The sequence below is a fragment of the Citrobacter sp. CFNIH10 genome (assembly GCF_002934585.1).
In the GTDB taxonomy this organism is placed as follows: domain Bacteria; phylum Pseudomonadota; class Gammaproteobacteria; order Enterobacterales; family Enterobacteriaceae; genus Citrobacter_A; species Citrobacter_A amalonaticus.
The window spans coordinates 1241595-1261278 of the sequence record NZ_CP026216.1; the positions used below are offsets into that span (position 1 = coordinate 1241595).

Genomic DNA, 19684 nt, shown 5'->3' on the forward strand with positions numbered 1-19684 from the left:
CCTGCCTGGCTCCTTCAATCCTGAATTTAACATTGGCTCAAATAATCACCACACGCAGTATAGCTGTTTCCGTTTTTCATGGAAACCGATTTTCCGTTTCCACTCAAAAAGTATGAAATAGCACCAAAACCGTGAGCCAAATCCAAATAATTAGCCTTATAAGAATAAGATCTTGACGGTTGTCACAGTTCCGTTTGCTTCATATGGAAACCGGTTTCCGTATGATATCAAATCAGACTCGCAATAAGTTTTTACATTTTGAGGATGGTTAATAATGTTCAGGATTATGTTGTGTTGCTCTGCAGGGATGTCCACCAGTCTGCTGGTTCGTAAAATGGTCGAAGCCGCAGAAGAGCGGAAGCTGCCAGTCCAAATTGATGCATATGGCGTTTCCGAATTTGACATTCAGTTTCCAAATTACCAGGTGGTGCTGCTTGGCCCCCAGGTAAAATACATGCTTAACACGCTCTCAGAGAAGGCTGCCACCCAAAACATCCCCGTAAAAGCCATTGATATGCAGGATTACGGAATGCAACGCGGTGACAAGGTGCTGGATTTTGCTCTGTCGCTGATTGAAGCGGCACATTAGAAAGGTGTCATTATGAGTTCGTTATATCAGTCAATGGTTGCTGTCATAGAACAATCCATCACCCCTCTTGCCGGTAAACTGGGCCAGCAAAAGTATGTGATTGCGATTCGTGATGGTTTTACCGCGGCGCTGCCGTTTATGATCATCGGCTCGTTCATGCTGGTGTTTATTTTTCCGCCGTTCTCTGCCGAAACCACCAACAGCTTTGCCCGTGGCTGGCTCGATTTCTCCGCCACGTATCGTGAACAGTTGATGCTGCCGTTTAACCTCAGCATGGGCGTTATGACGTTCTTCATCTCTGTGGGCATTGGTGCCAGTCTGGGCCGTCAGTTTAATCTCGATCCAATCATGTCCGGCCTGCTGGCGTTTATGGCCTTTTTACTGGTCGCCGCCCCGTATGCCGACGGGAAAATCTCCACCCAGTACCTTTCCGGTCAGGGGATCTTTACCGCGCTGATCACCGCCATCTATGCCACGCGCGTTTATGCCTGGCTGAAGCAGCACAACATCACTATCCGTCTGCCGAAAGAGGTTCCGACCGGCGTCGCCCGTTCGTTTGAGATCCTCATTCCGGTTCTGGTGGTCATTGCGACGTTACACCCGCTGAACCTGTTTATTGAAGCGCAGACCGGCATGATCATTCCGCAGGCGATCATGCACCTGCTGGCGCCGTTGGTTTCCGCGTCTGACTCCCTGCCGGCGATTCTGCTTTCGGTCCTGATGTGCCAGATTTTCTGGTTTGCTGGTATTCACGGTTCGCTGATCGTCACAGGCATTATGAACCCATTCTGGATGGCCAACCTTTCCGCGAACCAGGCGGCGCTGGCAGCAGGCGCGGCATTGCCACACGTCTATTTACAAGGTTTCTGGGATCACTATCTGCTGATCGGCGGCGTGGGCTCGACTTTACCACTGGCCTTCCTGCTGCTGCGTAGTCGCGTTACCCATCTGCGGACGATCGGCAAAATGGGCATCGTCCCTAGCTTCTTCAACATTAATGAGCCTATTCTGTTCGGTGCGCCGATCATCATGAACCCGATGCTGTTTATCCCGTTCGTTTTCGTGCCCATGATCAACGCCGTACTGGCTTACACCGCAACCCGTCTGGGCTGGCTGGATCAGGTGGTGTCACTGACGCCGTGGACCACGCCCGCACCGATTGGCGCCTCCTGGGCGGCAAACTGGGCCTTTAGTCCGGTGGTGATGTGTCTGATCTGTATGGTGATGTCAGCGTTGATTTACCTCCCGTTCCTGCGCGCTTACGAACGTTCTCTGCTGAAGACAGAAGAGCAAAAAGCCCAGGATGCCGTCTCCGTGGCGAACGCTGCCCGTAGCAACTCATAATGAATCAAGGAGTCAGAACAATGAGATACCGTTTTCCTGAAAACTTCTGGTGGGGCAGTGCCTGCTCAGCGCTGCAAACCGAAGGGGATAGCCTGAACGGCGGCAAAAGCCAGACCACATGGGATGTGTGGTTCGACCGCCAGCCAGGTCGTTTCCATCAGGGGGTTGGCCCGGCGAACACCTCAACCTTTTATCAGCACTGGAAACAGGACATCGCGCTGCTGAAGCAGTTGAAACATAACAGCTTCCGCACCTCGTTAAGCTGGTCGCGCCTGATTCCAGACGGCACGGGCGAGGTGAATCCAGAAGCGGTGGCGTTCTATAACAACGTTATCGACGAACTGCTGGCACAGGGTATCACGCCGTTTATCACGCTGTTTCACTTCGACATGCCGATGGTGATGCAGGAGAAAGGCGGCTGGGAAAACCGTGACGTCGTGGAAGCCTTTGGCCGCTACGCGCAGACGTGTTTCGAATTGTTCGGCAACCGCGTTAAGCACTGGTTCACCTTTAACGAGCCGATTGTGCCGGTAGAAGGCGGCTATCTGTATGACTTCCATTACCCCAACGTGGTGGATTTCAGACGCGCAGCCACCGTGGCGTATCACACCGTGCTGGCGCACTCGACGGCGGTTCGCGCTTATCGTGCGGGCAACAACGACGGCGAAATCGGTGTCGTGCTCAACCTGACGCCTTCTTATCCGCGCTCACAGCATCCGGCGGATGTGAAAGCCGCGCACCATGCGGATCTGCTGTTCAACCGCAGCTTCCTCGACCCGGTGCTGAAAGGGGAATATCCGGCGGATCTGGTGGCGTTACTGAAAGAGTACGATCAATTGCCCGCCTGCCAACCAGGTGACGCACAGCTGATTGCCGATGGCAAAATCGACCTGCTGGGCATTAATTATTATCAGCCCCGCCGCGTAAAATGCCGCGATACCGCCATCAATCTGAATGCGCCATTTATGCCGGAGTGGTTGTTTGATTATTATGAAATGCCAGGCCGTAAAATGAACCCTTACCGGGGCTGGGAAATTTATGAGCCGGGTATTTACGATATTATTACCAATCTGCGTGATAATTACGGCAACCCGCGCTGCTTTATTTCTGAAAACGGAATGGGTGTAGAAAACGAACAGCGATTTATTCAGAACGGGCAAATTAACGACAGTTACCGTATTGAATTTGTCTCTGAACATCTTAAATGGCTACATAAAGGGATCAGTGAAGGCTGTCAGTGCCTTGGTTACCATATGTGGACCTTTATTGATAACTGGTCATGGCTCAACGGATATAAAAACCGCTATGGTTTTGTCCAGTTAGATTTAGACACGCAAAAACGTACGGTGAAAAAGAGCGGCGAGTGGTTCGCCAATACCGCCGAACATAACGGATTCGATTAAGAGATATTTACAATGATTGCATTAGAAGAAGCAGTAATGGAAATTATCGTCAATGCCGGACAGTCCCGCAGTCTGTGCTTCGAGGCGCTTCACGCTGCGCGTGCAGGCAACATTGACGAGGCGAAAAGCCTGCTTCGGGAGGCGGACGGTTACGCCCGTCAGGCCCACCACATGCAAACCAAATTGATCGAACAGGATGCCGGGGAAGCCCGGCAACCCATGACGTTAATTATGGTGCATGCGCAGGATCATTTAATGACATCGCTGCTAGCCCGCGAACTGTCAGAAGAAATTATTCATCTCTACCAACGTTAATTTAAATCTATACCCAATGGATTTCGAGTTGCGTCGAGGCGGCAAGAGAGAATTCCCTGGTGCTTACTCAACTAAGTGACTGGGGTGAACGAACGTAGCCAACAAAGAAACAGCTTGAAAGTCGAAGGGTAATAATAATAAACGGAGACGCTATTACGATTAAATAAACGCATTCTGTACCCGCACCTATAAATAACAGATCAACTTGTTTTGGTGATAGCGAATTACACCAAGGCGGGATGGTTATTATCTTAAAATAAATTAATGCGCACATCTCTTCAGAATGCTCAATGCAAACTGAAGGATAAAACGTAAATGAGATAACCATGAACATGATAAAAAAACTTCCATTAGCCATGGCGGTCGTGGCCGCGCTTTGCCCGATTTCTGTACTCGCACAGGAATTTACGCAGGAACAAATCGACGCCATTGTCGCCAAAGCCGTAGACAAAGCCCTTGCGGAACGTCAGGCGAAAATGGACGCTGCTGTGGCGAAAAAAACCGATGTGATTGTTGAGCCGCAAAGCGCCGCGCAGTCACCCGATATGGCCATCCCGTTCGGTGTGAAATTCAGCGGCTATGCGCGTTACGGCGCGCACTTCCAGAGCGGCGATCAGAAGTACGTCGGCGTGGACGGTTCCTATAACGGCGCGTCCGCCATTGGTCGTCTGGGTAACGAAGGCAACGGCGGCGAATTCCAGCTTTCCAAAGCATTCAAAGGCGACAACGGTGCGATCTGGGATATCAACGTGATGATCGACCACTGGGGCGACGAGGTGAACCTCAAAAAGGCCTACGCAGGGGTGACCAACGTTCTGGAATCCAACCCGAACGCCTATATCTGGGCGGGGCGCGACTTCCACCAGCGTCCGCAACAAGGGATCAACGACTACTTCTGGATGAACCACGACGGCCAGGGCGCCGGGGTGAAGAACTTCGATATTGGCGGCGTGCAGTTTGACGTGGCGACCGTGGCCGCCGTGGAATCGTGCAGCCCGGAAGTGATGGAAGATGAGGCCAACCCGTCACGCATCACCTGTACCGGCGGTTCCGGCACCGGTGACAAAGGCAACTACGCCGTGACCTCAAAAATCCACGGCATGAAACTCGGTCCGTTAGATCTGGAAATTTACGCCAACTACGGCTTTGACTCGAAAGCGGTCGATAGCGACGATCGCCTGAAGGCCTGGCAGGGCGCGTTTGTCGTCAGCCACACCAATGACAGCGGCGTCAACAAAGTGATCGCCCGTTACTCTGACAACTCCGACAACAGCGTCTACAACAAAACCGACGATCTGACCGCGATTTACGCCAGTTTCGAAGGGAGTCATAAATTCACGCAACAGGCGCAGGTTGAATACCTGTTGGCATTCCATGACTACGACAACAGCGCCGATCAGAGTGAAAATCGCAAGAACTATGGTGCTATTGTGCGTCCAATGTACTTCTGGAACGACGTGCACTCCACCTGGCTGGAAGCGGGCTATCAGCGTGTCGACTATGATAACGGCGGCGATAACAAAGGCTGGAAGCTGACGCTGTCGCAGAACATGTCGATTGCAATGGGGCCGGAGTTCCGCCCGATGCTGCGCTTCTACGTCACCGGCGGCAAAGTGGATAACGACCGCACCGCTCGCGTGAACGGCACGGATGACGAAACGCTGGACGATTTCAACGTCGGCGCGATGTGGGAAGCGTGGTTCTGATGAGCCATATCGCGTTATGCCGGATGGTGGCATAAATGCCTTATCCGGCCTACAGGTCTCCGTACCGTAGGTCGGATAAGCGCAGCGCCATTCGACAAACAGAGTGTGAGATCATTGCATACCCTTTATGCGAACTTTCGCTGCCACCAGAAGCGCCGTCAGCAGCATCAGGCTGCCGGAGAGCATCAGGGGCGACAGCAGGCCAAGGTTATCGAGTGCATAGCCTCCCACCGCGGCCCCACAGGTATTGGCAAGCTGGATCACGGCGACCTGGACGGATCCAGCCTTTTCTGCCTGATCGGCAAGCGACCGGGTAATCCATGTCGACCACCCCACCGGCACCAGCGCAAACGCCAGTCCCCAGATAATCGCAATACCCGCCGCCACAATCTTGTCGCTGCCCCACAACGTAAGCACCAACGCACTCAGCGCCAGTACCAGCGGCGCACCGGCTAATGCCAGCTTGACCGAGCGTTTAAGAATCACAGACGACAGCGAGGTGCCAACAAAACTGGCGATGCCAAAGCTCAGCAGCACCAGCGTCAGGCCATCGACATCAAAGCCCGCCAGATTCATATACACCGGGCGGATATAAGTGAAGAACGCAAACTGGCCGGCAAAGGACATAAAGATGGCGATCATCCCTGCCGCAACACCGGGACGATTCAACAAGCTGAACATGTTTTGCTTCTGATGAGAAGGCTCACCGGGCAGCGACGGCAGTGATTTCACCACCCAGACCATACACAGCAAGCCCATCACCGCTGCGGCGTTAAAGACGTGACGCCAGCCAATAATGCCGCCTAAAAAACTGCCCAATGGCGCAGCAATCACCAGCGCGATAGAAACCGCGCCGAAAATCACTGACAGCGCTTTTGGCACGGTACGCGGCGGAACCAGGCGCATGGTCAGCGACGCCGACATCGCCCAGAATCCACCCAGCGCCAGTCCCAGACAGGCGCGTCCCACCAGCAATAACGCAAAGGAGTTGGCAAAAGAGACCAGCAGGCAGGAGAGGGTCAGTAACACGGAGAACAGAATCACCACATAACGACGATCCGTTGCCTGAATGATCTGCGTGATAAACAGGCTGGCAAACATGGCGACAAACGCGGTGACAGTCACCGACTGTCCGGCAACGCCTTCAGAAATCCCCAGGTCCTGCGCCATTGGCGTCAACAGACTGACAGGTAAAAATTCGACGGTAATCAGGCAAGCGACACAGAACGCCACGGCAAATACCGCCGACCAGTTCGGGCGGGCGACAACGTCAGCGCGGGTTTTTTCTTCGATACATTCACTCATTTATGCTACCTGCGTGGTGTTCTGGTGGGAAAGTCACGCAGTGTAACATTTTAATTGTGACGCATTTAACGTTTTGGCAACTATTTGTCCGATGGCTACACCTGTCTTACGCTTCACTTGCGTAACAACATTCGTATCCATATTGCTCTTAATGCAGCCAGTGCACGCCGTCTTCAGGCTGAAAAAAGGCGTTGTATCGCATCTGGAAGGCGTTGATGTCCTGCATATCCGGATCAACCTCGCGTAAGAAACCGAGCGCCAGACGTACCTGCGCATCGGTGACTGGCGCAGCCAGCCTGGCCTTTTGCAGCAGGCGATGCCACTGCAACAGGTTCTGCTCGCTGCCGTCCACAATGACGCTCTGCCAGATCAACAAAACCTGAGCGGCATTTTGCAGATGTGACTCGTCGGGGCGATGGAGATAATGCATAAATGCCTCACCCTGCACTTTTCCCATCTGATCGATCATCGATTCTACCGCCACCACATCAATATTCAGGCGCTCGCTCAAGCGGCGAATCGCCCGCCGGGATCCGGAAGTGAGTACCCGAAACCCGATAACAAACACCACCGCCAGTGTGGCCAGCATTATCCAGATCATGCGTTCTCCTGCTTTATCAGCGCTCATGATATCTGGAAACGGCTCGTGAATACTAATCCACCAGAATGATTTTCAGCGCAAAAAGCACCGCGACCACAACGACGCACAGGTTCAGTTCCCGCCAGCGTCCGGTAAACACTTTCATGATGCAGTACGACATAAAGCCAAGCGCGATCCCCTCAGTAATGGAAAAACTAAAAGGCATCATCACCGTGGTGATAAACGCAGGAACCGATTCGGTTAAATCATCCCAGTTAACGCGGGAAAGGCTGGAGGTCATCAGCACACCGACAAAGATCAGCGCGCCTGCCGTTGCATAAGCGGGAACCATACTCACCAGCGGAGAAAAGAACATCACCAGCAGGAAGAGCACACCAACCACCACCGCCGTCAGGCCGGTACGCCCGCCAACCGCCACGCCCGAGGTGCTCTCAATATAAGCCGTCACAGACGAGGTGCCGATAAACGCCCCGGCAACCGAGCTCACACTGTCGACATACAGTGCCCGCCTCATACCAGGAAACTTACCGTCGCTACCGATTAACCCGGCTTTATCCGTCACACCAATTAATGTTCCTGATGAATCAAACAAATTGATGAGCATGAACGAAAAGATAATCCCGGCCAGATTAAGCGATAAAGAACCACTTAAATCGACCTCACCCATCACTCCGCTAATACTGGGAGGCACAGAATAAATGCCGCTAAAATGGACATCACCGAAAAATAACCCACAGCAGGAGGTGACGACAATAGAGACCAGCACCGCAGCATGAAAATGACGTGATGACAGCACGGTAATAATAAAGAAACCTAAAATACCCAGTAATACGCTGTGGGAGCTTAAGTTACCAATGGTCACCAGGGTGTCTTTATTTGCAATAATGACGCCCGAATTTTTTAATCCCATCAACGCAATAAATAAACCAATACCACTGGTGATGCCGATACGTAAATTAATCGGGATATTGGAAATCATCCAGTAACGGATGCGAAAAAGGGTGAGTAAAAATAGTCCGACCGCCCCCCAGAAGATAGCCCCCATTCCCGTTTGCCAGCTTACCCCCATTGCTCCCACCACCACAAAGGCAAAAAACGCGTTCAATCCCATCGCCGGCGCTAATGCAACGGGAAGGTTAGCGACGAGGCCCATCGCGATGCTGCCAATACCGGCGATGAGACACGTGGTGACAAACACCACTTTGGGGTCCATCTGCGCGGCCCCAAGTATTTGCGGGTTAACAAAAACAATGTACACCATCGTTAAAAACGTCGTCATCCCGGCAATCGTTTCGGTCCGCACGTCGGTGCCATGCTGGCGGAGTTTAAATAATCGCGAAAGGTGATTCGAATCATGCTGCACGTCATCACTGATATCATTATTCATTTTTCTCATCCATTTATGAAGATATAAGCAGGCCTCATTTAAAACATCTCCTGTCTTTAATTCAGTGATTGTAATCACAATGCAAATGCCCGTTAATCGATAAACTTAAAATAATTACCCGGTATTTCTTAATGATAAATAACAATCAAATTGATAAAATCAAAATGAGAAAAATATGAATAACAGCATAAGTCATAAATTTCATTATATTAGCCGCCAGGAACAGCAAGAATTGTTAGCCGTTGCACGCGGCGAAGCGGTTGCTGATTATATTATTGATAATGTCATCCTTCTCGATATTATCAATGGCGGAGAAATGACTGGCCCTATTGTGATCAAAGGGCGGCATATCGCGGGCATCGGGGCGGAGTATCGTGACGCTCCGGCATTACGGCGCATCGACGCCGACGGCGCAACAGCGGTACCCGGCTTTATCGACGCTCACCTGCACATTGAATCCAGCATGATGACGCCAGTGACCTTTGAAACCGCGACGCTGCCGCGCGGGCTCACCACCGTCGTGTGCGATCCTCATGAAATCGTCAATGTGATGGGCGAAAAAGGATTCTCCTGGTTTATCCGCTGCGCCGAACAGGCGAAGCAGAATCAGTATCTGCAGGTGAGTTCCTGCGTTCCCGCTCTGGAGGGATGTGATGTGAATGGCGCACATTTCTCCCTCGACCAGATGCTGGTCTGGCGCGATCACCCGCTGGTCGCCGGACTAGCCGAAGTGATGGATTACCCAGGCGTCATTGCCGGACAAGATGCGCTGCTCGACAAAATGGACGCTTTTCGCCATCTGACGCTGGACGGCCACTGCCCAGGACTGAGCGGTAAAGCGCTCAACGCCTACATCGCCGCCGGGATCGAGAATTGTCACGAGAGCTACACACTGGAGGAGGGGCGTCGCAAGTTGCAACGCGGGATGACGCTGATGATCCGCGAAGGTTCCGCCGCCCGCAACCTCGACGCGCTGGCACCGCTGATCAACGCTTTTAACAGCCCACAGTGCCTGCTCTGTACCGACGATCGCAATCCCTGGGAAATTGCGCATGAAGGGCATATCGACGCCCTGATTCGCCGGCTGATTTTACAGCATAACGTCCCGCTACACGTCGCTTATCGCATCGCCAGTTGGTCTGCCGCTCATCATTTTGGCCTGCGCCATCTTGGCTTGCTGGCCCCCGGTAAACAGGCGGATATTGTCCTGCTCAGCGATGCCAGCAACGTGACGGTACAGCAGGTGTTTGTCAAAGGAGAACCCGTTGACACTGAACATCTGAAAGCCGACGAACCGGCAAGGCTGGCGCAAACCGTTCCGCCGTATGGCAATACCATTGCGCGCCACCCCGTTTGCGCCAATGACTTCCCGCTGCATTTCACCCCCGGCAAACGCTATCGGGTGATCGATGTTATCCCTAACGAACTGGTGACAGGCGCCAGTGACTGCGAGTGCACCGCGGAGGGCTTCGATCGTCATGATATTTGCTATATCGCCGTGCTTGAACGCTACGGTCGCCAGTCGCCCCCGGCCTGTAGCTTATTAGGTGGATTCGGACTGCGTGAAGGCGCGCTGGCGGCCACGGTCAGCCATGACAGTCATAATATTGTGGTGATCGGTCGCAGCGCGGAAGAGATGGTTCTGGCTGTTAATCAGGTGATTGACGATGGCGGCGGGCTTTGCGTCGTTCGTAACGGCCAGGTGCAATGCCACTTGCCGCTGCCGATTGCCGGGTTAATGAGCACCGACACCGCCGATTCGCTGGCGGAGCAGATCGATGCGCTAAAAGCAGCAGGTCGCGAATGTGGCTCTCTGCCCGACGAGCCGTTTATCCAAATGGCGTTTCTCTCCCTGCCGGTGATTCCCGCGCTAAAACTCACCAGCCAGGGGCTGTTTGACGGTGAAACGTTTACCTTCACTTCCCATGAGATCGCTGACTGATTAAGGGTCGCCTAACCAGAGAATATAAAAGGGGAACTAAATACTGAATCTCAAGTGCTTATACGTGCCTGCTGTGGTTCATGATACTCGTGTCGGGTGTCGTACATCCTGTCTCGTTACCCCACTGCTGCCCCGGTAGACGGATAAGCTGTTCCTGTTTTGCGGGTTATTCTCCCGCAGTCAGATTCTACGCACCACGCAACCCGTCTTTTAACGTCAGCCAGCGGCTGGGGGTATGCCCCGGTGGGCGGAGCGGTTGCTCCAGTCACTCAGCAGAATGTAATAGTGAAATAGCGCAGCGTCCGTTTCAATATCATAACGCTGGCCTTTTATCTGTATTAATTGATATAGCTGGCTTGCTACATATTAATGCCTTAAGATTTTCCTTTCTATTGTTTGTGATACTGTCGCAAACTCTGCTAGCCCATTCTACTTCACTCTTTTCCAGACATTGAATTTTCTTATCGCTCATCGTTCTAATGTTAGGCGTTGCATCTCCATTTAATAACATCCATGTTTCATTTTTTTTCATAAAACATTTCCCATCATATTCAAATATATTAGGTGTGAATATATTATCAGAATCCCATGCTACGACTTGCTCGAGGGCTGTATTATCTTGATACTCTAACCCGGCATTGTAATAGTCGCAAGATGTAATTATCATGGGGGTTATTACTGCCAATATCTTCCCAATTATTTTCATCTATTTTACCTCTTGAAATTTAAATGGGAATCCAGTGAAAGAACCTTTAGGTATAATATATCTTTGAGAACCATAAAGCTCACCGAGCACTTGTAGGCTTATAGGTGAATTTGTATTCATAGTGGGGTTACTAAAGCCACACGCCTCAAAAATCATGTTCGTCCGGCTAAAACAGTTATTTGCAATAGGAAGAGGCCCGAGGCTAATAGTTTTTAGGTTTTTATTAAGGTCGATTGCCTTATTCATCATACATTGTTCTTCTTCATCTGTTGTATCTATTATCCAAATCCAAGTATCTCTACGGGGTTGCATCTTTTTAAAATAATCAGACACAGAAGCTCCCATCTCATCCCCAGTTCCCGAACTCATTAATCCATACCGATTTGCTGCGGCAGCATGCCCAAAAGGATTATCAGGAACGGGACCGTTACCTATTAACATAGTACTAAGCCCTAATGGATCAACGTATTGCACTGGATTCAGTGGATATGAATATGCGTTTTTCCCCCCTTCCAACCCAATCGGGTCCTGCGTGATATACCTTCCCTGTAACGGGTCGTAGTACCGGTGCCGGTTATAGTACAGTCCGGTCTCTTTATCCCATTGCTGTCCCGGCAGGCGGATGAGCTGTTGCAGATTCTCCGGGTTATCTTCCCGCAGCATATTCCCCCATTCATCATATTCTGCACGTAATACCGCTTCGCCACTGCTGGCTCTATTCCTGAATGATGAATCGTCGATAAGACGGTTTATCATAGCAACAACAATCATAGTACAATCCTTCATCCCTACGACTAATTGATCGGATGTTACCCTCCCCCTGATGGGTAATATTCATTAAGCAAATCCTCCAACATATCATTTTCTTTTTAAGCAGGAGGTAATAAAACCAACTCCGACTCCAATACATATAGTTATCGTACTGATAGCAAAATAAACACCACTGATAACTTTTAATCCTTCAATCCCAGAAAAATCACCATATGTTTCATTCCAAAATATAAAATGCATAAGCGTCATTAGACCGCCCAAAAATAATATATACAGGAGACTTATTAGCAATTTTCCTCTGATATTATAAAAATAAAGAAGATATGATGAAAAAGAATTCAATAACCAAAGGCATGTCAATAAACCATTACGGTTAATGTGCATTCTATTATAGACATAGCTATGAATGAGAGAGCTTAACCATAAAAAAACACTACTAATTATGATGATTGTGATACCAATAACGATTATTCTTTTTGTAGTCATAACATTATTTCCCCAGCGTTGAATTATACACTGGGTCTGGAGTGAATCCATTCTCACCGGGCTGAGGTCCAGGATTTACTGGAGAGTTGGGCCAGGCCCCCTTAGGTATTGATGTGCCACACTCTTTCATTGCTTGTTCAGCACAATGACAACAATTGAATTCCGTAAAACTGTAATCTTTTCCCTTACATTGATCCATCGCTTTCTTAATACAATCATCAAGAGCGGGTTGTTTGGGTTCTGTACAAACAGTACCTTCTTGATGCGGGTCGGGATCGGGATTAACCCCTTTAGGGTCATAACTTGATGTTGAGCCATCATCAAATTTTACGTAACAATGCCTCGCATAGGGAATGGGTAGAAGAAGATCCCTGTGACACATTTGGAATAGCCCCAATGGATCTATTTTTGTGACCGGGTTAAGCGGATATTGATACAGATTCCACCCTCCCGCTAACCCAATCGGGTCCTGCGTGATATATCTTCCCTGTGCTGGGTCGTAATACCGGTGCCGGTTATAGTACAACCCCGTCTCTTTATCATATTGCTGCCCCGGCAGACGGATGAGCTGTTGCAGGTTATACGGGTTATCTTCCCGCAGCACATTCCCCCATTCATCAAACTCTGCGCGCCATGCAATGGCCCCGTTAACGTCAATCAGCGCCAGCGGCAGTCCCCGGTGGTCGCAGTGGTACAGGTGGATTTTGCGTTCCGGCGTGTATTCCGGCTCCAGCTGATTTTTCATCTGCTCCGGCGTCAGGCCGCACTGTGCCAGCCACGCCCGGCTGGCTTCGCTGAGTTCCCCGCGCCGTAGCTCTGCTTCCAGATTATCCACCATCGCCACCAGTTCCGGCGGGAAGGTCACGTTTGCTTCCTGTTGAAATTTCTCCGCCAGCGTGCGGCGGATGGCTCTGGTCAGTTCTCCGGTTGCCGTTTCAATACGGATGAGCGGCGTGAAGCTTCCCGGCAGGTACACCGTCTGGATGCGGGTTTTGTCCGTCTGCGTGGTGGTCAGCCGGTCGCCATCCCAGGCGTACCACACGGTTTCCTGCAGTGCCGGCTGTGAACACGAGCCATCGTGAAATACCGTACATGCCCACACCCGTTTGCTGACGCGGCGGCCCGGCGGGTCGTAAAGATAGCGGCTTTCCGTCAGCACGTTGCCCTGTTGCATCCGGCGGTAGTGCGTCAGCCGGTGCTGGTTATCATAGCGGTAATGATGCACGACGCTGCCGTGCGGGCGTATCCGGCGCTCGTCTTTCTCTGTCAGCCTGCCGTGTTCGTCATAATGGTAAAAATTCTCCACATCCTGGGTGATGCGGTTATCCCGGAAATGGTCCGGCAGCATCGGGTATCTATCCCGTTGCGCTGTCCGGTTGCCCGCCGGGTCGGTGAACGTCCACTGCGCCAGGTCGTGGTGGGGCGATGTGATATGTGTACCGAGGAGCCTCCCGGCGTCGCCGTACTGATAATCCCGCTGCTCATGCTGCCCGCGGATGCGGACCAGCTGTCCGCCGCTGTTCCAGGTGTAGTCGCGGTTAAGCTGAAGAATGCTGAGGTGATGGCTCTGTAGCTGACCGCCTGGGGTGTATGCCGTGGTCAGGTCGTATTCGCCGAAGCGGCGCTGCGTCTCCCGGTGCAGGCGGTCGCGGGTGAAGTCGATAAGCGGCGTGTCGCCGAGCTTCATGCCGGCCAGATACCCGCTGCCGTAGGTCAGCCACGCCACCGGGGGAAGGGCGTCCGGTGTCACGCGGTCCGGCAGTCCCTTATCGCTGTAATCGTGCCGGGTTTCGTGCTGCCACAGCAGCTCTCCCGTTTCGGGATGCTGCACCGTCTGGCGTTCAAGGTTCATCCGTCCCTGTTTATCGTACTCATACTGCACGGCGACGCGGTGGCCGTCGCTGAGATGGCTGACTTCGGCCAGCCAGCCACGCTCGTTGTACTGCCAGCGTTCTGCCTCTTCGTCATTCACCGTTCGGTATGTCAGGCGGTCTGACGCATCGTAATGCCAGAGGGTGACAAGGCTTTCGTCCTCACTGCGGATAAGCTGCCCGGTAATACCGTACTGATAACGCTGCGTCCTGCCGTCAAAGCCCGCTTCCTGCACCAGCCGGTCCAGCACATCATAAGTGAAAGTGGTGTGGCTGCCGTTTTCGTTGGTCAGTTGCGTCACACGGCCTGCGGCGTCGTATTCTACCCGGCGTGTCAGGTCGCCAGTGGTGGTGCTCACCGGGTGTCCAGCGGCATCATACTCTGTGGTCTGCCTGCTGCCGTCCGGGTGGAGCACGACCATCAGGTCGCCCGCGATGCTGTACTCATAGCGGGTTTCGTGGCCCTGTGCATTTTTCTGGCTGACCAGTCTGCCCCGGTCATCGTAAGCACGGTACTGGCTGAGGCCTTCTTCCTGATGAAGGGCAGTGGCCTGACCGAAGCGGTCATATTCGTAACGGGTCTGGTAGCCGGAGCAGTCGGTGAAGGTGAGCAACTGCCCGTAGCGGCTCCACGTCATCTGTTTCCGGCTGCCGGTGGCGTCTTCGCTGGCAGACGGGTATTCGCTGTGCGGGTTGTCATAAAACCAGCGGGTGGTGCTGCCGTCGCGCAGGGTGTCGGCGGTGAGTCTGCCCTGAACGTCGTATTCCTGCCGGTTTTGCAGGCCGTCCGGGTATACGGTGTCCGTCAACTGGCGCTGGCTGTTGTAATAAAATTCAGTACGCCTGCCGTCTGGCGCGATGATTTCTTTTAACTGGCCGGAGCCGGGACTCAGGCGGTATTCCGTCTTACGGCCCGCCGCATCGGTCTGCGCAATAAGTCTCCCTGCCGGGTCGTATTCACTGTGAATGGCGCTGCCATCGGAGCGTTCCTGTCTGACCACCCGCTTCAGCCCGCCTTCGCCTTCGGTGTGCAGCACCTCGCGGCGGTTCAGGCTGTCGGTGATAATGACGCGGTTCTGTTCATACGAGTAGGTATAGCTTAAGCCTTCCGGGTTACGCTGTTCCGTTACCCGCCCGGCGATGTCATAGCGATAGCGTATCTCTGGTCTGCCCGCATAACGGTGTGCCACCATGCGTCCCGGATGCGGCGGGTCATACGTAAAATGGCGTACTGCCGTGCCGCTGCGGTCGTATACCGTTGCCAGTTCGCCACGCGGGGAATAGTCGTATCGCGCCAGCGGCGCGGCGGGCAGAGTGTCCGGGTATTCCGGGTCGTGGATCAGCCATACTTCTGCCAGACGAAGGCCGTTGTCCGTGCCGTACGCGGTGGCGGGCAGAGCATCCGGGAAGGGAAGGGGTTTTGTGCCACTGGCGGTTACCTGCTTCCGGTACTGTGCTGCCCGCTGCGCCTGCGTAGTCAGCACCAGCCGGAAGCGGCGGCCTGCACCGTCCGTCACGGCGGTGATTTCCCCGGTTGCATCACCGGTAGCGGCACGATGGAAGACCATTCTCCGCCCTAAATTGTCCACCAGAGCCGTCAGCGTCCGGTACGGCGGCAGCGGGGCAGGTAAGGGTTCCTCCGCTCCCGGTACGCGCGCAGACCAGCCCAGGATCCACCACGGTCCCTGAACGCTGTTGGTTGCCAGATACACGTGTGGACTGGTGCGAATGTCTTCCGGCAACGACTGCCACAGTGTGTGCAGCGGATTGCTTTCATGCAGCGCCGGCACGCCGCCCCGCGCCAGCCAGAGCGATTCGCTGCGGCTGAAGGCCGTTTCACCGGGAAACAGCGGCTCAAAGTGGATGCTTCTGCCGCCGTTATCGTTAATGATCAGTTCGTTATCGTGGATTTGTAAGCGGATATCGAAGGGCGCTTTCCAGCCGGGGCCAAAAATACCCACCGGTGCAGGCGTTTTCGTCCGGTAGCTGTTGTAAGTCCTCGAGAGCACAAACGGCAACGGACCCGGCAGGGCGAAATCGGTTTCGCCGGGCTGCACCTTTGCACCCAGCAACGGATTGACCGGGTTACCGGAAGTCATCCCTCCCGGGCAGACCGAGCAGGCCACGCCGGTAGGTGCGCCAATCATCACACCCGCAGAGCCCTGGATTATCGGGCCACCCTTCATGGTGCCGTCGCCCTGACGCGCCGCCGGTTTTCCACTCATGCTTAAACCCTTTTTGCATATAAATCAGAAGGATTACCTTAAGCTGGCATCATGGGGGAAAACTGCGAGGGGAGAGAAATATTGCCCGGATTCGGAAAACGTTTAGGCGGGAGGAAAAAAGCCCAGCGCGCAGGCTGGGCAAAATGTTACCAATTACACACTTAAGCGGTTCTTAACTGCTGAATTTTTCTTTCCCGGCGTATTTTGCGCTCTTCCATAACCGCAACCATCGCCATCAGGCAGATACAGCCGATAGCGGCGGCGTCCAGCGCAGCGAAGGTACCCGCCCAGCCGGTCAAACCAAACACTGGCGTACCGTCGGCAATCATCCCCAGACCTAACTTGGCAAAGCTATCGCCGATCAAGTACGCAAAGGTACCCTTGATACCGTCCGCCGCGCCAATGGCTTTTTTCGGAACAAAACCCACCGCCGCCACGCCAATCAACAGTTGCGGGCCAAACACTAGGAAGCCGAGCGCAAACAGTGACGCGAGATAGACATACTGGTTGCTGGCATGTTGGTACACGCCAAGCGTCGCGATGATCAGCGCCAGCGCCACGCAGGCCACCAGCGCACGGCGACCGTTCGCCAGATCCGAGAGCCAACCCCACAGCAGCGTACCGACCAGCGCCCCCACCTCAAACAAGGTAAAGCCCTGAATTGCCACCTCTTTGGACAGTTTCAGCTCCTGGAAAGCGTACACGGTAGACCACTGATCGATGCCGATACGCACCACGTACAGGAAGATGTTCGAGAAACAGAGCAGCCAGATCACTTTGTTTTTCAGCACGTATTCAACGAAGATCTGCCATTTGGTCATGTCATTTTCTTCGGTCTCTTTATCCTCTTCACTGATCTCTTCGCCGAACAGTTCTTCAGCTTTACCGAGACCATACGATTCCGGCGAGTCGCTACCAAAGCGCAGACCGATAAAGCCAACAATCAGAGCGATAATCGACGGGAAGATAAACATCCCAATCACGTGTCCGTCGAACAGCACGTTCGCACCGAACAGCGCCACGCCTGCCGCACCTGCGCCGCCAAGGTTATGAGAGATATTCCAGAAGCCGAGGAAAGTGCCGCGCTTACGGCGAGGCGTCCATTTGGTGATAGTGGAATAGCTGCACGAGCCGCCGGTGCTCTGGAAGAAACCACTCAGGGCATAGAAGGCGATCATCAGGAACAGGCTTACGGAACCCGTTCCCATGCTGGCGCTGAAGCCGAGCATACAAATTGCAGAGAGGATCAGCATAAACGGCAGGAACTGCTTGGTGTTTTTGCCGTCCGCATAATAGGAAACCAGCGTTTTACCTACGCCGTAGGTGATGGAGAACCCCAGACCAATCATCCCCAGTTGCGTCATGCTCAACCCGTAGGTGGAAATCATATCGTTCTGGGCTATGTTAAAGTTCTTGCGGATCAAATACATAGTCAGGTAGCCGATGAAGACCACCAGATAAGACTGCATGAACGGTTTGAACCACATCTTGCGCCGCACATCGAGCGGCAGATCCAGGGTCGGTTTACGCACCTGGTTTAGAAAGGCCAGCATAGGACACTCCCGGGCTAATTTTTATACCTGCGAATGGCAGGCATTGTAAAAATCAGTCGGGAGACATGCCTGAGACAGCGTCCAGGCGAAACCGGGAAAATTTCTTAGTTTTGCCCCACTCGCGGTAAAAAAGTGAACTGCATCACGCTTCGCTGGCCTCACGTGGAGCCTGGGCGTTGAGGAATGGCAGTAACAGCAGGGCGGAGATCCCGGCAGCGATAGCGATGACCACGAAGAAACCGGTCCAGTGCCAGGTTTCCAGTACCTGCGCCAGCGGCCAGCCGGAAAGCGATGCACCGAGATAAGCAAACAGCCCAACAAATCCGGTTGCCGCCCCTGCCGCCTCTTTGTGCGAACACTCCGCCGCCGCCATACCGATCAGCATCTGCGGGCCAAAGACAAAGAATCCGGTGGTGAAGAAGCAGGCCGCCTGCATTACATAACTGGCAAACGGCATCAGCCACAGTGAACCCACCGAAAGCAAAATTCCGGCGGCAAAAATCAGGTTCATCGGCCCGCGATTGCCGTTGAACAGTTTGTCTGACCCCCAGCCCGCCACCAGCGCGCCGATAAATCCGCCCAGCTCGAACATCGTCACCGCCATGTTGGCGGACACCAGATCGACGCCCAGCGTCTCGGACATATACAGATTGCCCCAGTCGTTGATGGCGGCGCGCACCACGTACACCAGCACATAACAGAGTGATAGCAGCCAGATATAAGGGTTGAGCAGCACGTATTTCGTGAGGATCTCTTTACGGGTCAGTCCCGCGCCCTCCTGTTGCTGAGCAATTTCCAGGGCATCGTGCTGCCAGTCGCCCACCGGTGGCAGCCCCACGGCCTGCGGACGGTCGCGCAGTCGCCAGCAAAGAAAAATTCCGACGACGATCGCCAGCATCCCGGCCATCATCATCCCGGCACGCCAGCCATAATGCAGTGCCGCAGCAGCCATGACGATCGGAATCAACGCACCGCCAACGTTGTGGGCGGTATTCCAGATAGCCCACCAGCCGCCGCGCTCGTTGCGCGAATACCATGCTGTCAGCAGACGTGCGCACACCGGCGCGCCCCATCCCTGGAAGAAAGCGTTCAGCGCCCACAGCAGGGCAAACGCCCAGAGCGAAGTGGAAAAACCAAACAGAATATTGACGATGCCGGTGGCAATCAGCCCTATCCCCATAAAATAGCGGGCGTTAGAACGATCGCTGACGATGCCGGAAACGAATTTCGACACGCCATAGGTGATGTAAAACAGCGTCGCCAGCAGGCCGATATCGCTGCGGGTTAACACGCCGTTGGCGAGAATGTCCGGGACGGCGGCGTTAAAACTTTTCCGCGTGAAATAGAACAGGGCGTAGCCCAGCCAGATGGTCAGCAGAATATGGCGACGCCAGTAGCGATAAAGATCGTCGATCTCGCGCTTGTCCGTTAACTGCGGCGCATTCGCCGGGGCGTTAAAAAAGGTTAGCATTGCCGCTCC

General features: G+C 53.4%; 13 protein-coding genes and 1 pseudogene. 6 read left to right on the forward strand and 8 right to left on the reverse strand.

Features of this window, described 5'->3' with window-relative positions; all coding sequences use genetic code 11:
• Nucleotides 1-274: 274 nt before the first annotated feature.
• From C2U53_RS09435 to C2U53_RS09455, 5 genes are all read left to right on the forward strand, one after another.
• Nucleotides 275-589, forward strand: coding sequence for a PTS sugar transporter subunit IIB (locus C2U53_RS09435; protein ID WP_042323435.1), 315 nt, complete (start codon nucleotides 275-277; stop codon nucleotides 587-589).
• 12 nt (nucleotides 590-601) lie between these two features.
• On the forward strand, nucleotides 602-1933 hold the full coding sequence (locus C2U53_RS09440) for a PTS sugar transporter subunit IIC (protein ID WP_042998692.1): 1332 nt from the start codon (nucleotides 602-604) through the stop codon (nucleotides 1931-1933).
• Nucleotides 1934-1953: 20 nt separating this feature from the next.
• Nucleotides 1954-3336 carry a glycoside hydrolase family 1 protein gene (locus tag C2U53_RS09445; protein WP_044263598.1) on the forward strand — a complete coding sequence of 461 codons (1383 nt, stop codon included), beginning with the start codon at nucleotides 1954-1956 and terminating at the stop codon, nucleotides 3334-3336.
• Between the two features lie 12 nt (nucleotides 3337-3348).
• The gene (locus C2U53_RS09450) at nucleotides 3349-3651 is read left to right on the forward strand and encodes a PTS lactose/cellobiose transporter subunit IIA (protein ID WP_008786514.1); all 303 of its coding nucleotides are present in this window, start codon (nucleotides 3349-3351) and stop codon (nucleotides 3649-3651) included.
• Between the two features lie 326 nt (nucleotides 3652-3977).
• Nucleotides 3978-5357, forward strand: coding sequence for a carbohydrate porin (locus tag C2U53_RS09455; RefSeq protein WP_042998694.1), 1380 nt, complete (start codon nucleotides 3978-3980; stop codon nucleotides 5355-5357).
• Nucleotides 5358-5468: 111 nt separating this feature from the next.
• Here the strand turns inward: C2U53_RS09455 and nepI are convergent, their stop codons facing one another.
• The 3 genes from nepI to C2U53_RS09470 all read right to left on the reverse strand — a co-directional run bounded on the left by nepI (nucleotide 5469) and on the right by C2U53_RS09470 (nucleotide 8650).
• Entirely contained in the window at nucleotides 5469-6662 is a 1194-nt protein-coding gene (gene nepI / locus C2U53_RS09460) for a purine ribonucleoside efflux pump NepI (RefSeq protein WP_104445844.1), read from the reverse strand.
• 148 nt (nucleotides 6663-6810) lie between these two features.
• The gene (locus C2U53_RS09465) at nucleotides 6811-7263 is read right to left on the reverse strand and encodes a DUF1198 domain-containing protein (RefSeq protein ID WP_104445845.1); all 453 of its coding nucleotides are present in this window, start codon (nucleotides 7261-7263) and stop codon (nucleotides 6811-6813) included.
• 52 nt (nucleotides 7264-7315) lie between these two features.
• Entirely contained in the window at nucleotides 7316-8650 is a 1335-nt protein-coding gene (locus tag C2U53_RS09470) for an NCS2 family permease (RefSeq protein WP_042998697.1), read from the reverse strand.
• 175 nt (nucleotides 8651-8825) lie between these two features.
• Between C2U53_RS09470 and adeD the strand changes: the two genes are divergently transcribed.
• Nucleotides 8826-10592, forward strand: a complete 1767-nt coding sequence (gene adeD / locus C2U53_RS09475) for an adenine deaminase (protein WP_104445846.1) — start codon at nucleotides 8826-8828, stop codon at nucleotides 10590-10592.
• Nucleotides 10593-10905: 313 nt separating this feature from the next.
• On the opposite strand, the gene C2U53_RS09480 is transcribed toward adeD, so the two are convergent.
• The 5 genes and pseudogenes from C2U53_RS09480 to C2U53_RS09500 form a co-directional block, all read right to left on the reverse strand.
• Nucleotides 10906-11298: a hypothetical protein gene (locus tag C2U53_RS09480; protein ID WP_054177244.1), complete on the reverse strand. Its 393-nt coding sequence runs from the start codon at nucleotides 11296-11298 to the stop codon at nucleotides 10906-10908.
• Nucleotides 11299-11994 (reverse strand): annotated as a pseudogene (locus C2U53_RS09485) (RHS repeat-associated core domain-containing protein); the annotation flags it as partial.
• Between the two features lie 565 nt (nucleotides 11995-12559).
• Nucleotides 12560-16651, reverse strand: coding sequence for an RHS element core protein (locus C2U53_RS09490; RefSeq protein WP_172740568.1), 4092 nt, complete (start codon nucleotides 16649-16651; stop codon nucleotides 12560-12562).
• A 161-nt stretch (nucleotides 16652-16812) separates the two neighbouring features.
• Nucleotides 16813-18204, reverse strand: a complete 1392-nt coding sequence (gene uhpT, locus C2U53_RS09495; protein WP_042998701.1) for a hexose-6-phosphate:phosphate antiporter — start codon at nucleotides 18202-18204, stop codon at nucleotides 16813-16815.
• Nucleotides 18205-18346: 142 nt separating this feature from the next.
• On the reverse strand, nucleotides 18347-19675 hold the full coding sequence (locus C2U53_RS09500; RefSeq protein WP_044326829.1) for an MFS transporter: 1329 nt from the start codon (nucleotides 19673-19675) through the stop codon (nucleotides 18347-18349).
• Nucleotides 19676-19684 lie beyond the last annotated feature (9 nt).